The sequence below is a fragment of the Mycobacterium sp. NGS50 genome, from assembly GCF_059812545.1.
In genome coordinates this window covers 1-15,117 of sequence record NZ_JCALCW010000062.1, presented here as the reverse complement: position 1 = coordinate 15,117, position 15,117 = coordinate 1, and the positions used below count along the sequence as shown (strand labels likewise).

Genomic DNA, 15,117 nt, shown 5'->3' with positions numbered 1-15,117 from the left:
GGCCACCGCCGCCGAAGAAACCGCCGCCGCCCGGGTCGGAGCCACCGAACGATGTCGGGCTCCAGCCATCCGAATAGCCTCCGGAGCCGCGTCCGCCGCCGCTGAGGATGTTGCCGATGATGATCCCGCCCAGCATCGCGCCGGTACTGTCCCCGCCGCCGTACCGCCCGTAGTAGGCCTGCTGGGCGGTCTGGGCGTCGGCCTTGGCCAGTGCCTGCGCCTGCGCGGCCAGCGCCGCACCGTTGTTGGCGTGGGCGATGGCGGTGTTGATCTCGACGTTGGCGTCCTGCGCCGCGTCGAGATGACGCCGGGCTTCGGCGAGCCGGGTCCGCGCCTCCGGACCGATGCTGCCGCGTCGGGTGTCGATGTAGTCCGATACCGCCCGCACCCGTGACTGTGCGGTGAACACCGCCTGGTCCAGCGTGCGGCGGAGTCGTTCGGCCGCTGCGCGTTCCTCTTCTAGGGTGTCCAGCAGCTGGTCCAGGTCGGCGTCGGCCTTGGTCAGTTGGGTGAATGTGCCGAGCGGATCGCGGCATTCGCCGGCCGCCGCGACAGCTGCCGCCGCCGCGTCGAGGACCGCGGTCAGTTCGCTGTGATGGGAGTCGGCGCCCCCCTTGTCCAGCAGGCTGCGGGCCTGGGCGATGCCCGCCTCGATGTCGGTGATCGCCGCGGGCAGTGCCGTCACCGCATGCCGGATGTCGCTGGCGGCGCTGTCCACCGCGTCGAGCAGGGCGCGCACCTGGCCCACAGCCGATTCGGCGGCCCGTACCGTATCCACCAGTTCGCTCTGCCCTCCGGCGACCGCGCGGGCGGCGAGTTCTCGTGCCCGGGTGATGTTGTGGTCGGCGAACGACAGCCGCTCCTTGCCGGTGGCAACGTTGCTGGACACAGAAGACAGTGCGGCGGCGTCGAATTCGCTGTGCAACTGCTGCAGCCGTTGTTCGGAGGCCGGAATGCGTGCGGTCAGCTCGACCAGTTGCCGGGTCAGGCTGTCCAGGCGCGAGGGGGCATTGATCACCAGGTCACGTAGTTGCTCGAACGCGTCGGTCTGCGCCTCCAGCTCGCGGTCGGCCTTGGCGGCGGCCACGATCACCCGGGTCAACATCTCCCGCCGCTGCTCGGGTGTTTCGGGAATCGCGTCGTCGAGTTGGTGACGCACGTTGAACGCCTGCGTCAGGGCCGCTTTGGCGTTGTCGACGGCGTGGCTGAACGGCTGGGTCCGCTGCGCACCGAACTCCTCGATCGCCAACTCCAGTTCGTTGGTGCTGGTGCGCACCGCGTTGTCCACCTCGACCACTTTCGCGCGCGAGAGGTCGTCGAGCACGTCCACCGGCAGCGCGGCGAGCGCGTCCGGATCGGTGGGGTCCACGCGTTGGGCCGCGGCCAATTCGGCGGCGTGTCGGCGATTGCGGCGCAAGCGCACCACCAGCGCCAGCGCCACAGCGGCCAGAACCACGACAGCCATGACGATCAGCACCGCTCGCCAGCTGAATTCGCTGGCACTCGACCGGCCCAGTCCGTTGGCCGCTGCCACCGCCGCCCCCGCCCAGTCGCCTCGGTGCAGTGCAGGTTCAATCTGATTGTGGCGCAACTCCGTTACCTGGCCTGACGTCACGTTCTTTGCCGCCGACGACACCAGAAACGCATAGCTGCGTTCGCCGGTGGCCACCGCGAGTAGGGCGTCGTTGCCGCCGAAATAGTTCAGCCGGATGGTTGCCTGGCCCCAGCTGTCCGGGGATTGGCCGGAGAAGTCGTTGACGTAGATCACCCACAGCCGGATGTGGCGATCGGAGTAGAGCGCGTCGACGGCGCGTTCCACGTCCGCGCGACCCGACGCCGACAAGGCGCCGGCGCTGTCGGTGACGTAGTCGGTCAACCGCACCGGCGGGTCCGCCAGCGCGGCCGGCGCGAACAGGGCGCCGGCGGTGAACACTGCCAGGAGCAAGCTGAGCAGGCGGGTACGCATGGGAGCCAATCTAACGGTCTGGGAGGGGCCGTGGACGCGTCGCGGGCGGCGTGCTGCTGACCGGCAGATGACCGGTCGAGCGTCCTGGCAGACTGTGCGTCGGTGAATACATCGGATCCCTACGACGCGCACGACCGCGAGCGCCGAGTCGTCGAGGCAGACAAGACCGCGGGACTGCCCGGCACGGAGGGACAGCACCGCACGGATTTCGCCCGCGACCGCGCCCGGGTGCTGCACTGCGCGGCGCTGCGCCGGCTCGCCGACAAGACACAGGTCGTCGGTCCGCGCGAAGGCGACACCCCACGCACCCGGCTGACCCATTCGCTAGAGGTGGCCCAGATCGGCCGGGGCATGGCGGTCGGCTTGGGCTGCGACCCCGACCTGGTCGAGCTCGCCGGCCTGGCCCACGACATCGGGCATCCGCCGTACGGGCACAACGGCGAGCAGGCGCTCAACGAGCTCGCGGCGAGTTGCGGCGGCTTCGAAGGCAACGCGCAGAACTTCCGCATCCTCACCGGGCTGGAACCCAAAGTCCTTGATCCACAAGGTCGCAGCGCCGGGCTCAACCTCACCCGCGCCGCGCTGGACGCCGCAACCAAATATCCGTGGACACGTGAGCCGGGTCGGGTCAAGTTCGGCTTCTACGACGACGACCGCGATCAGGCGGACTGGATGCGCAAGGGTGCGCCGGGGGAACGGTTGTGCCTTGAGGCGCAGGTGATGAACTGGGCCGACGACGTCGCCTATTCCGTGCACGACGTCGAAGACGGGGTGATCTCCGGGCGCATCGACCTGCGGGTGCTGGGCGACGACGACGAAATCGCTGCGCTGGCCTGGCTGGCCGAAACCGAGCACCCCGCCGAGTTCATCGCCGCCGCGAAGCGGCTGTCGGGGTTGCCGGTGGTCGCCGCCATCGGCCGGTACGACGGCACCCTGTCGGCGTCGGTGGCGCTCAAACGGCTGACCAGTGAGCTGGTGGGGCGGTTCGCGTCCGCCGCGATCAGCGCGACGCACGAGGTCGCCGGACCGGGACCGCTGGCCCGCTACCAAGCCGACCTGCAGGTACCCGATCTGGTCCAGGCCGAGGTGGCAGTGCTGAAAACCCTTGCGGTGCAGTTCATCATGTCAGAACGGGGACATCGGGAAATCCAGGCCGGTCAGCGTGAGCGCATCCACGCCGTGGCGGCCAAGCTGTTGGCCGGGGCGCCGGGCGCGCTGGATCCGATCTTCGTGCCGACGTTCAATACCGCCGCCGACGACGACGCACGGCTGCGGGTGATCATCGACCAGCTGGCGTCCTATACCGAGAGCCGGCTGGAGCGGATCTTGGCGGCCTAGCCGGTTCAGCCGTGCTTGTCGATCTTGGCCATGATGGCCTTGGCCACCTCGGTGGCGCTGGTCGCGGGCACCGCTGATCCCGGCACGTTCTTGGCGCCGGTGAACGGCAGCAGGACCTCGACGATGCAGTTGTCCTGCAGGCCGATGGCCCGGGTGTCCGGTGCCTCCGGCTTCTTGTCGAGCACCACCGAGGCGGCCAGGATGTTCTCGCTCACCCGGACGTCGGCGATGTGCATTTCACTGCCGGGCAGCGGTGGCGGATCGTCGGGATCGTCGGCGTTGGGCTCCTGGTTGACCGCCTGGCCGTTGCACTTCTTCCATTGCTCGGAGAATTTCGCGAACAGCGCCTGGGCGTCCGCCGCACTCGGCAGCGCCACCACCGCCTCGTCGGCGAACATCAGCATTGCGCTCAGTGGTTTGAACCCGGCATCTCCCGGCGCCAGGTCACTCCAGGTCTGGTGGGCGAAGCTTCGCACGTCGGCGGATTCGTAGACGAGCCTGGTGGCCAGGTCCACGACCCCGACGCACTCCCCGGAGGTGGACGGTTCGCCCATCGCGTCAAGGCCGCCGTACCTGGTCGGCCCCATCGTCTTCTTGAACGGCTGGTTGAGCATCTTGGTCAGTTCGGCGCCGTTGAGCAGCACCTGCTTGACGGTGTCGCCGGTGACGATCTGGCCTGATGCGGAGGGGGACGTCGGCGCTGTGGGCTGCCGGCCGGAGGTGATCATCCAGGTGCCGGCCGCGATCACGACGACGGTCACCGCCGCCGCTACCGCCCAGCGCGGGATGGGCTTCTTCGCAGGAGTGGGCGGTCTGTCACCGTCGCTGGGACCCTCCACAGGTCCTCCGGGCTCACTCATCCACGCTCCTGACACCGGCTGTTAACCGAAGCATTAAAGCACGACGGCGCGGGTGCGACCCGGCGCTTTACACTAGCCCGATGGCCGGCCGCATTTCCGATCGCGATATCGCCGCCATCCGTGACCAGGTCCGCATCGAGGACGTCGTCGGCGATCACGTGCAGCTGCGGCGCGCCGGCGCGGATTCGCTGAAAGGCCTGTGCCCGTTTCACAGCGAGAAGTCGCCGTCCTTCCACGTCCGCCCCAACCACGGCCACTTCCACTGCTTCGGCTGCGGCGAGGGCGGCGACGTGTACGCGTTCGTCCAGAAGATCGAACACGTCAGCTTCGTCGAAGCCGTCGAACTGCTCGCCGATCGGGTCGGCTACACCCTGACCTATACCGGGGCAGCCACCAGCGTGCAGCGTGACCGGGGCAGCCGCAGCCGGCTGGTCGCGGCCAATGCCGCCGCTCAGGAGTTCTACGCCGCAGCGCTGGCCTCGGATGAGGCTGCGCCGGCGCGGCAGTACCTCATCGAGCGCAACTTCGACGCCGAAACCGCCCGCCAGTTCGGCTGTGGATTCGCGCCGTCGGGCTGGGATTCGTTGACCAAGCACCTGCAGCGCAAAGGCTTTGAATTCAAGGAGTTGGAGTCCGCCGGGCTGTCCCGGCAGGGCCGCCGCGGTCCGATCGACCGGTTCCACCGCCGGTTGCTGTGGCCGATCCGCAGCTCGGCGGGGGAGGTGATCGGGTTCGGGGCGCGCCGGATCTTCGCCGACGACCCGATGGAAGCCAAGTACGTCAACACCCCCGAGACGGTGCTGTACAAGAAGTCGCACGTGCTGTTCGGCATCGACCTGGCGAAACGCGACATCGCCAAGGGCCATCAGGCCGTCGTCGTCGAGGGCTACACCGACGTCATGGCGATGCACCTGGCCGGGGTCACCACCGCCGTGGCGTCGTGCGGCACCGCGTTCGGGGACGAGCACCTGGCCATGCTGCGGCGGCTGATGATGGACGACCACTTCTTCCGCGGCGAATTGATCTACGTGTTCGACGGTGACGCCGCCGGTCAGGCGGCCGCCGTCAAGGCGCTCGACGGCGAACAGCAGCTGGCCGGCCAGTCCTTCGTGGCGGTGGCCTCCGACGGGATGGACCCCTGTGACCTGCGTCTGAAGTCCGGTGATGGGGCGTTGCGGGACCTGGTGGCGCGACGAATCCCGCTGTTCGAGTTCGCTATTCGCTCAGCACTGGCCGAGATGGATCTGGACAGCGCCGAGGGCCGGGTGGCCGCGCTGCGGCGCTGTGTGCCGATGGTCGCGCTGATCAAGGACCCCATGCTGCGCGACGAGTACGCGCGCCAGCTCGCCGGGTGGGTGGGCTGGTCGGATGTCGCGCAGGTCATCGGCCGGGTGCGTGGTGAGGCCAAATCCCAGGGCGGCGCGCAGGCCAGGGTTCGGCGTTCGCCGGTGGGCGACACCGCGCCCACGGACACGACGGCGCCCGCGGTGTCGCGTCCGGATCCGGCCGATCCGACACTGTGGCCGCAGCGTGAGGCGCTCAAGGCGGCGTTGCAGTATCCCGCGCTGGCCGGCCCGGTGTTCGACGAGTTGACGGTCGAAAGCTTCACCCACCCCGGCTATGCGGCGGTGCGGACCGCGCTGGGCGCGGCCGGCGGTACCTCGTCCGGGATTGCGGGCGCGACTTGGATTGATGCCGTGCGTCAGCAGACCACCGCGGCGGCCACCGCCGGGCTGATCAATGAACTCGGGGTGGAGGCGATCCGGGTCGAGGACGACAAGCTGCCGCGCTACATCGCCGGCGTGCTGGCGCGGCTGCAAGAGGTGTGGGTGGGCCGCCAGATTGCCGAGGTCAAATCCAAGCTGCAGCGCATGTCACCGACGGAGCACAGCGACGAGTACCACGCCCTGTTCGGTGATCTGGTTGCGATGGAGTCCTACCGGCGCAGCCTGCTGGAGCAGGCCAGCGGCGACGACCTGACGGCCTAGCGGAGATCGCAAACGCGGCGACGCCGGGTGCAGCGGGTCGCCGCCTGATGGCCCAGCGGTGAGTGGGTAGCTCCACCTTGAGCCGCCTTGAGCCACCGAGTGTGAAACGTTGGCGGCGAATTCGCCGATTTTCCGCCGTCGTTTCACACTCGGCGAGCAGCAGAGACCTATAGCCGGGTGATCGACGTCTCAGTCGTCCTGGGGGCGTTGTGGCTGCACGACGGAGGTCTGGTTGTCGATCTCGGTCAGACGCACCATCCGCGGTTCGGGGGAGACCCGGTTGGCGATCGAGCGGCGACCGGCGTCGATCGCGGACTTCACCACCGGGCTGCCGGTCAGGGCCCGATAGGTGCCGGCGATCTGCTCGTAGCGTCGTCGGCCGGCCTTCGTCCCCATGACGTAGCCGACACCCAGCACGAACACGTAGCCGATCAACGGTTTCCTCCCGACAAGTCGATGACTCCATCCTGCCTCATCCGGGTGGGTGAGGCAGGATGGGTCGGCCCGCTCTGCCAGCTGCCGCGTCGGTGCGCTACAGTCATCCCGCAGTCCACGAAGGCGCGCAAGCGCCTAGAGTGAACGGTCAGTCCCCTGTAGCTCAATTGGCAGAGCATTCGGCTGTTAACCGAAGGGTTGCTGGTTCGAGTCCAGCCGGGGGAGCGTCACCACCGAGGGGCCCTGTCCCGGCTGGGCGCCCTGCGCCTGCTTCTGCTTCGCTGCCTGGGCCATTGCATTCATCAGCGGGCTCGCAGCCAACATCTCACGACGCTCTTCAGCGGTCATCTCGTAGAACGCCCACAGACCCCACGCCGCCGGACGGACGTACAACGTCACCGGCTGGGGGCGGTTGTTGAACATGACCGGAACCGGGACCACCCGGTCGATCGTCGCCGCGCTGGTCATGTCCTGCGCGATCTGGTCGCGATCCGCCGATTCGTGCAGTTCGTAGGTCAGGGACTGGCCGACCTTGTTGGGCGGTCCTTGCAGCGCGAGGAACCACGCCATCGCTAACTCCTTTGTTCGGTGTGACGACGACCTCAGCGTAGGAGATCGTCGACGGAGTTCCCGCGGCGAGTCCGGAGGTCGTGCTGCAACCTATCGTGCGTCGAACCGTCGTTGGACGAAAACCGCGAGGAGCCCCTGTCGCGGTGTCGACGGGTCAGTCGGGCAGGTTCTCCGGGTGCAGCATCTCCGCGTAGCGCAACTGCTCCGGGATCCCGAACCCGTCGACCAGGGTCTCGGTGTGCGGCCGCAGCTTGCGGCACCGGTCGTTGATGGCGCGGGTCACCGCCTTGGCCCGCTCCGTGGACAGGTAGCGATGCTCGATGTACCAGGCCTTGTCGTCTTCGATCACGGTCAATGCGTACAGGTCACACACCAATTCCAGTAGCTCGCGGGCCTGCTCGTCCTCGCAGGATTCGATTCCGGCGACGAAGGCTTCCAGCACCACCCGGTCGATGTGCGCGTGCGCGGCGTGCAGCACGTGGTCTTGCACCGCGTTGAACGCGTCGAACTCGTTCATCTCCTTGGACTTGCCCTGCAGTCGGCGCGCCACCGACGACAGCAGGTAGTCCTCGCGGTCTTCGAACATGTGCACCTGGGTGCCGCGGTTGAACAGGCTGCCCTCCTCCTCGCTGTCCTGGCGCGCGTCCACGATCCGCTGGATGATCGTCTCGGCCGCAGTGCGTTTCATCACCCGGTCGCCGACCGCGTTGGCCGCGAACCGCACCCAGTCGACCGGGCTCATCGACCCGATGTCGTCGGCGTAGTCGGTCAGCAGCTGTTTGGCGACCAACTGGGTCAGCACATGGTTGTCGCCTTCGAAGGTGGTGAACACGTCGGTGTCGGCCCGCAACGCGATCAGCCGGTTCTCGGCCATGTACCCCGCACCGCCGCACGCCTCGCGGGCCTCCTGGATGGCCCGGCTGGCGTGCCAGGTGTTCGCCGCCTTCAGTCCGGCGGCACGCGCCTCCAACTCGCGCTGCTCCTCGGGGTCGGGATCCTCCGCGGTCTGCAGGTCGTGACAGCGTGACACCAACTCGTTCTGGGCGAATTGCAGCGCATAGGACCGGGCGATGAGCGGGAACAGCCGGCGTTGATGCACCAGGTAATCCATGATCAGCACCTCGCCGTCGTCGCCGGGGGCGTTGAATTGCCTGCGCTGCAGCGCATACCGGGTGGCGATGTCGAGGGCAACGCGGGCTGCGGCGGCCGCGCTGCCGCCGACCGTCACCCGGCCCCGGATCAGCGTGCCCAGCATGGTGAAGAACCGGCGGCCGGTGCTTTCGATCGGTGAGCTGTACACACCGTCGGCGGTCACGTCGCCGTAGCGGTTCAGCAGGTTCTCCCGCGGGATGCGGACCCGGTCGAAGACGATGCGGCCGTTGTCGACGCCGGGCAGGCCGCCCTTGTAGTGGCAGTCCGAGGTCGTCACCCCCGGCAGGTCGTTGCCCTCGCCGTCGCGGATCGGCACCACGAAACAATGCACGCCCTGGCTCTCGCCCTCGGTGACCAGCTGCGCGAACACAGCTGCGACGGTGGCTGTTTCGGCGGCACCGCCGATGTAATCCTTGCGCGAGGACGGGGTGGGGGAGTCGATGATGAACTCTTGGGTCCCCGCGTCATAGGTCGCCGTCGTCTCCAGCGACTGGACATCGCTGCCGTGGCCGGTCTCGGTCATCGCGAAACATCCGAGCACCTCGAGGTCGATGATCGGTTTGACGAAGCTCTCGTGGTGCCGCTGGGTGCCCAGGTTTTCGATCGCCCCGCCGAACAGCCCCCATTGCACGCCGGCCTTGACCATCAACGACAGATCGGACATCGCCAGCATTTCGATCATGCTGATCGCCGCACCCACGTCCCCGGTGCCGCCGTGCTCCTTGTTGAAGCCGTCGGCGGCGGTGCCGGCGGCCGCCATGATCTTGAGCTGTTCGGCCACCTTGGTGCGGGCGATGACGGTGTTCGGCGTGTAATGCGGACGGAAGATCTCGTCGGCCAGCATCAGTCGGACGCGGTCCTTCACGTCACGCCAGCGGCCGTCCAGGGTGTGTCGCAGGTGTTCGGCGGTGGTGGGCATACCCGACGGTAGCGCCCTTAGCGCTGACCGGGCAGCCGCAATCGCCAGCGGACCACCGCGGTCCACATCGCGCCCAGCAGCACCAGGATCGTCATATCGGCCATCCACCAGCCCGCGGTGTGCGTCCACAGCTGATCGTGCGGGGAGAGCGGATCGACGTTCGCCAGGTCGACGGTGGCCGCCGTGGCCGCAAACCCCCAGCGCGACGGCATGTACCAGGACACCTGCTCGAGCCCGGCCTGACCGGTCAGCGGGAACATCCCGCCGCAGAACACCAGCGAGATCATGATCGCCACCACCAGCATCGGCAGGATCTGGTCGGACGATTTCGCCAGGGTGGACAGCGCCAGCCCGACCAGTGCCGAGACGATCGCGGTGGCGGCCAGCGCCACGTAGAGCTCCAGGGAGGCGTTGCCGAGCACCAGCGCACCGCTTGCGGGGGCCGCCTTGCCGATGATCATGATGGCCGCCAACACCCCGGTCTGGATCATTGCCGCGATGCTGAACACGATCACCTTGGCGATCAGATACGCCGACGCCGACAGGCCCACCGACTGTTCGCGCCGGAAAATGGTGCGTTCGCTGACCAGGTCGCGGATGGTCAACGCGGTGCCCATGAACACCACGCCCACCATCACGATCAGCAGCAGCTCGGCGGCTTCGTCGGGATTGCTGCTTTCGGCGGGGACGGGCCCGAACCCGCTGTTGCCGGGCACCACCAGGGTCAGCACCCCTAGGATCAGCGGCAGCAGCGACAAGAAGACGAAATACCCGCGGTCGGCGACGATCAGGCGGGCCTGGCGCCGCGCCACGCTGGAGATCTGGCGCACCAGGCTGGTGCGTGCCGGGGCGCCGCGGGGTCCGGGGTGCGCCCTCGGCGTCTGGGTGCGCGGCGATGAGCCGTGCTGGCGGGCCAGATAGCGGCGATGCGCACCGTCCGGGTCGTTGCTGACGAACGCGAAGATGTCCGCCCAGTCGTCGCTGCCCATGGCCGTACCGATCGCGGACGGGGGACCGAGGAAGGCCGTCTTGCCGCCGGTCGCCAGCAGCAGCACCTGATCGCACATCCGCAGGTAGGCCAGCGAATGCGTCACCACGACGACCACCCGTCCGGCGTCGGCCAGCCGGCGCAGCATCGTCATCACCTGGCGGTCCAGCGCGGGGTCGAGCCCGGAGGTGGGTTCGTCGAGGATCAACAGGGATGGACCGGTGATCAGCTCCATCGCCACCGAGGCGCGTTTGCGTTGTCCGCCAGACAGTTTGTCGACCCGGGTGCTGCGGTGCGCCGTCAACTCCAACTCGTCGAGGACCCGGGTGACCACCTGCTTGCGGTCGGCCGCGGAGGTGTCGGGCGGCAGCCGCAGCTCGGCGGCATAACCGAGCGCCTGCTCGATGGTGAGCTGCCTGTGCAGGACGTCGTCCTGGGGGACCACACCGATGCGGGACCGCATCGACGCGTACTCGGCGTGGATGTCGCGGCCGTCGAAGATGACGCGGCCCAGGACGGGTTGGGTGGCGCCGCCGAGCAGCTTGATCAGGGTGGTTTTGCCCGCCCCGGACGGCCCGATGACGGCGGTCAGGGTGCCCGGACGTGCGGTGAACGACACGTCGCTGAGCAGTCGGTGTCCCTCGACGGTGAGCCCGAGCCGGTGCGCCTCGACACCGCTGGTGTTCGGTGTTGCCGGCGCGGGGACCAGGCTGCCGTCCGAGACCAGCAGGTCGGTGTTGCCGAGCGTCACGATGTCGCCGTCGCGCAGCAGCGCACGCGAGACGTGGCGGCCGTTGACGAATGTGCCGTTGATGCTGATGTTGTCGACGATCTCCGGGCCGCTGGGCGTGGGCAGCAGCCGGGCGTGCAGCCGGGAGACCAGCGGGTCGTCGACCACGATGTCGCTGTCCGCGTGCCGCCCGATGGTGACCCCGCCGAGGGCCGGCCGGCGGGCCAGCAGTCGTCGGGGGATCGCATCGGTGGCCGGATCGGTGGGGATCGGAACGGTGGGGCGGGTCCGCGGCTGATCCGGCTTGGGCGGCGGGGCTTCGTTGAGGGTGAACTTCAGCTGCGGCCCGCGCCGCGGATCCCCGACGCTGATCACCAGGCCGTCGCGGATCGGCACCGTCGGCGTCCGTACCCCCTGCAGATAGATGCCGGTGCGGCCCTCGTCGATGGCCACCCATCTGCGGCCGTCGAACCGCAGCACCAGCCGGCTCGCCGATGTCGCCGTGTCCACGCGGATGTCACAGCGGTTTCCGGGCCCGACGGTCACGTCGCGGCCGGGCTGGACGGTGAACGCCTTGGATCCCAGCCACACCGTCAATGGGGAAGCGAACACCTGCGGCCCCCTCACCGTGGTTGTTGGCTTACGTACCGGCCCCTCCGGCTTCCAGTATCGTCGCCGCCGCGGTCAGCCCTGCCGTGGTGGCGGTGCCGCGTTGTCCAGCACGCGGCGCAACACGGCGACCGCGTCGGTCAGGACCTGGCGGTCCTCGTCGGAGAGCAGGGCCAACTGCGGGTCGATGACCGCGGCGCGGTCCACCCGCACCCGGTCCAGGGTGCGTACCCCCGCCGGGGTGATGCGGATCAGGACGGCGCGCGCATCGCCGGGATCACCGCTGCGGGTGACCAGGCCGGCGTCCTCGAGCCGGCGTACCTGGGTCGTCATCGTCGGCTGTGAGCAGTGGTCGGCGGCCGCCAGCTCGCAGATGCGGGCCTCGCCGAGCGCCTCGATGTTCGCCAACAACCGAGCCTGTGCCCCGGGCAGCGGTAGCTGCACGCGCTGGGTGGCCAGCCGATTGAGCCGGGCGACCACACTGAGCAAATCGGCGCCCAGACTGGCTGTGGTGTCCACGATGGGAGACGACGGCATACCCCAGTGTCCCATAGGTTTGCTATATGGGCCGGGTCCTCGGCTGCTGGCACAATCAATGAGATGACTGCGACCGGCGTGCCGACTCAGCCCCACGGGGCTCGGTCATTGCCACCCGGCGAACTCGCGCAGGCATCGGTGATGGCCGCGTTGTCGGCCGCGACGGCGATCCTGGCGATCGTGGTTCCACTCGGGCACGGCCTGGCGGTGCTGGGCACCGTGCCGATGGGGCTGCTGGCCTACCGCTACCGGTTGCGGGTGCTGGTCGCCGCGACGGTCGCCGCGGGCACGATCGCCTTCTTGATCGCCGGTCTGGGCGGGCTCATCACGGTCTTGAACTGCGCCTACGTCGGCGGCCTGACCGGCATCGTCAAGCGGCGACGTCGCGGCACCTGGACCGTCGTCGCCGTCTCGTTCGTTGCCGGCCTGATCTCCGGGGCGTTCGGGATTCTGGCGTTGACCGTGCTGTCGCGGCTGCGGACGCTGATCTTCGAGGCGGTCAAAGCCAACATCGAGGGGACCGCGAAGGTCGTCGAGAAGATTCCGCAGCTGCCGCAGGCCGCGGAGACCGCCGACCTGATACGCCGCATCGCCGGCGGCGCTCTGAAGTACTGGCAGTGGCTGGTTCTGGCGAACGGTGTGATTTCTGTGATGGCCATCTCACTGGTCGGATGGTGGGCGCTGTCGCGGGTGCTGCATCGGCTGCGCGGTGTCCCCGACGTACACAAACTGGACACGCTGGCCGAAAGCGGCCCGGTGGCGCCGGTACCGGTGCAGTTGAACGAGGTGCGCTTTCGCTACCCGAACACCGAACACGACGCGCTACGGGCGGACCGCCTCGATGTGCACGCCGGTGAACATGTCGCCGTCACCGGCGCCAACGGGTCCGGCAAGACCACGCTGATGCTGATGCTGGCCGGTCGCGGACCCACCGCGGGCACCATCACCCGTCCCGGCGCGGTGGGTCTCGGCCAGCTCGGCGGCACCGCGGTCGTCATGCAGCACCCGGAAAGCCAGGTGCTGGGCACCCGCGTCGCCGACGACGTGGTGTGGGGATTGCCGCCCGGTACCAGCACCGACATCGCGCGGCTGCTCAGCGAAGTCGGCCTGGAGGGTTTCGCCGAACGTGACACCGGCGGGCTGTCGGGTGGGGAATTGCAGCGGCTGGCGGTGGCCGCGGCGCTGGCCCGCGAACCGGCGCTGCTGATCGCCGACGAGATCACCAGCATGGTCGACCAGGCGGGCCGCGAGGTGCTGCTCGGGGTGCTGGCGCGGCTGCGGGAGCGCCACCAAACCACGCTGGTGCACATCACCCACTACAACAACGAGGCCGACACCGCCGACCGGGCGATCGTCCTGGGCGACACCTGCGACAACACCGGCATGGTGGAGAGCGCCCCGGCGCCGGCGGCCAGCATCATGGCTGAAGCGCCGACGGGCACCCCGGTGCTGGAGCTGTGTGAGGTCGGCCACGAATACGCCAGTGGCACACCATGGAGCAAGACCGCGCTGCGCGACATCAGCTTTGCGGTGCACGCCGGCGACGGCTTGTTGATCCACGGCGGCAACGGATCCGGCAAGTCGACGCTGGCCTGGATCATGGCCGGGTTGACGACGCCGACCACCGGCACCTGCCTGCTCGAAGGCAAGCCGGCCCACGAGCAGGTCGGGGCGATCGCACTGTCCTTTCAGGCGGCCCGGCTGCAGTTGATGCGGGGCCACGTCGGCCAGGAAGTTGCCTCGGCGGCGGGGTTCTCACCCTCCGATCACCAGCGGGTGGCCGCGGCGCTGGGGGTGGTCGGTCTGGATGCCGCGTTGGCGCGGCGGCGCATCGACCAACTCAGTGGCGGGCAGATGCGCCGGGTGGTGCTGGCCGGCCTGCTGGCCCGTTCCCCGCGGGCGTTGATTCTCGACGAGCCGCTGGCCGGTCTGGATGCCGCCAGCCAGCGCGGGCTGCTGCGGCTGCTGGAGGACCTGCGGCGCGACACCGGACTGACGGTGGTGGTGATCTCGCACGACTTCGTCGGGCTGGAAGCGCTGTGCCCGCGGACACTGCACCTGCATGGCGGTCAGCTGGTGCCGGCGCCGGCCACGGCCGGGGGTGCGGCATGAGTGCCGCGCCGGCGACGATGCAGAGCGACGCGATGAGGAGGAGCGGCGCATGAGTACCCAGCCCGCTCAGCGCACATCGCGGCCAGTTGTGTTGCTGCGCCCAGTCCCCGGCGATTCCGCCATACACCGACTCTGGGCCGGCACCAAGCTGATCGTGGTGTTCGCGATCGGGGTGTTGCTCACCTTCTATCCGGGGTGGATCACGATCGGGTCGGTGGCCCTGCTGGTGGCGGTCGCCGCCCGGGTGGCGCACATTCCGCGCGGCGCCCTGCCGTCGATTCCGCGCTGGCTGTGGATTCTGGCGGCCATCGGGTGTGTTCAGGCCACAATCGGTGGCGGCAAACCGGTTCTGACGGTGGGGGCGGTACACCTCGAAGTCGGCGGGCTGCTGAACTTCCTGCGGGTCACCACGCTGACGATCGTGCTGCTGGGCTTGGGCGCGATGGTGTCGTGGACCACCAATGTCGCCGAAATCGCACCCGCAGTAGCGGTTTTGGGTCGACCACTGCGGATTGTTCGTATCCCGGTCGACGATTGGGCCGTCACGCTGGCGTTGGCGCTGCGGGCGTTTCCGATGCTGATCGACGAATTCCGGGTGCTGTACGCCGCCCGCCGGTTGCGGCCCAAACCCGAGGCGCATACCCGTCGCGAACGTCGCCGACGCTGGGCGCGGGAGGTCATCGACCTGATCGCCGCCGCGTTGATCGTTGCGCTGCGGCGCGCCGACGAGATGGGCGATGCGATCACCGCGCGCGGTGGCACCGGCCAGATCTCGGCGTACCCGTCGCGGCCCGCACCCGCCGACTGGCTGGCGTTTCTCGTGGTGCTGGTGCTGTGCGGCGGAGCGCTGGCGCTGGATCTGACGGTGCTGGGTTGAGCCTTTTCGCCGAGATTGCATCCAGGGACACGCTCA

The 15,117-nt window shown here is 68.8% G+C and carries 11 protein-coding genes and 1 tRNA gene; 5 read left to right on the top strand and 7 right to left on the bottom strand.

Annotated elements, in window-relative coordinates; genetic code table 11:
• A partial coding sequence (locus AC5Y36_RS25380; RefSeq protein ID WP_500043738.1) for a TPM domain-containing protein occupies positions 1–1,966 on the bottom strand: 1,966 nt, incomplete at its 3' end.
• Positions 1,967–2,050: 84 nt separating this feature from the next.
• Here AC5Y36_RS25380 and AC5Y36_RS25375 point away from each other — a divergent pair.
• A complete protein-coding gene (locus tag AC5Y36_RS25375) occupies positions 2,051–3,304 on the top strand; it encodes a deoxyguanosinetriphosphate triphosphohydrolase (protein ID WP_500043740.1) in 1,254 nt (417 codons plus the stop codon).
• A 5-nt stretch (positions 3,305–3,309) separates the two neighbouring features.
• Here the strand turns inward: AC5Y36_RS25375 and AC5Y36_RS25370 are convergent, their stop codons facing one another.
• Complete coding sequence (locus AC5Y36_RS25370) at positions 3,310–4,164, bottom strand: sensor domain-containing protein (RefSeq protein ID WP_500043737.1); 855 nt, start codon at positions 4,162–4,164, stop codon at positions 3,310–3,312.
• 80 nt (positions 4,165–4,244) lie between these two features.
• Here AC5Y36_RS25370 and dnaG point away from each other — a divergent pair, with 80 nt between their 5' ends.
• Positions 4,245–6,152: a DNA primase gene (dnaG, locus tag AC5Y36_RS25365; protein WP_500043736.1), complete on the top strand. Its 1,908-nt coding sequence runs from the start codon at positions 4,245–4,247 to the stop codon at positions 6,150–6,152.
• Between the two features lie 189 nt (positions 6,153–6,341).
• On the opposite strand, the gene AC5Y36_RS25360 is transcribed toward dnaG, so the two are convergent.
• Positions 6,342–6,587, bottom strand: a complete 246-nt coding sequence (locus AC5Y36_RS25360) for a hypothetical protein (RefSeq protein ID WP_500043735.1) — start codon at positions 6,585–6,587, stop codon at positions 6,342–6,344.
• A gap of 152 nt (positions 6,588–6,739) precedes the next feature.
• Here AC5Y36_RS25360 and AC5Y36_RS25355 point away from each other — a divergent pair.
• Positions 6,740–6,812: transfer RNA gene (locus AC5Y36_RS25355), tRNA-Asn, on the top strand.
• Here the strand turns inward: AC5Y36_RS25355 and AC5Y36_RS25350 are convergent.
• The 4 genes from AC5Y36_RS25350 to AC5Y36_RS25335 form a co-directional block, all read right to left on the bottom strand.
• The gene (locus AC5Y36_RS25350) at positions 6,774–7,157 is read right to left on the bottom strand and encodes a hypothetical protein (RefSeq protein WP_500043739.1); all 384 of its coding nucleotides are present in this window, start codon (positions 7,155–7,157) and stop codon (positions 6,774–6,776) included. The genes AC5Y36_RS25355 and AC5Y36_RS25350 overlap by 39 nt on opposite strands.
• Positions 7,158–7,311: 154 nt before the next feature.
• Positions 7,312–9,228, bottom strand: coding sequence for an acyl-CoA dehydrogenase family protein (locus AC5Y36_RS25345; protein ID WP_500043734.1), 1,917 nt, complete (start codon positions 9,226–9,228; stop codon positions 7,312–7,314).
• A 17-nt stretch (positions 9,229–9,245) separates the two neighbouring features.
• Entirely contained in the window at positions 9,246–11,558 is a 2,313-nt protein-coding gene (locus AC5Y36_RS25340; RefSeq protein ID WP_500043733.1) for an ATP-binding cassette domain-containing protein, read from the bottom strand.
• Positions 11,559–11,630: 72 nt separating this feature from the next.
• Entirely contained in the window at positions 11,631–12,074 is a 444-nt protein-coding gene (locus tag AC5Y36_RS25335) for a MarR family winged helix-turn-helix transcriptional regulator (protein ID WP_500043732.1), read from the bottom strand.
• Between the two features lie 81 nt (positions 12,075–12,155).
• Here AC5Y36_RS25335 and AC5Y36_RS25330 point away from each other — a divergent pair, with 81 nt between their 5' ends.
• Together AC5Y36_RS25330 and AC5Y36_RS25325 are read left to right on the top strand one after the other, a co-directional pair.
• Positions 12,156–14,204, top strand: coding sequence for an ABC transporter ATP-binding protein (locus tag AC5Y36_RS25330; protein WP_500043731.1), 2,049 nt, complete (start codon positions 12,156–12,158; stop codon positions 14,202–14,204).
• 49 nt (positions 14,205–14,253) lie between these two features.
• Positions 14,254–15,081 carry a CbiQ family ECF transporter T component gene (locus AC5Y36_RS25325; protein ID WP_500043730.1) on the top strand — a complete coding sequence of 276 codons (828 nt, stop codon included), beginning with the start codon at positions 14,254–14,256 and terminating at the stop codon, positions 15,079–15,081.
• The last annotated feature ends 36 nt before the right edge of the window (positions 15,082–15,117 follow it).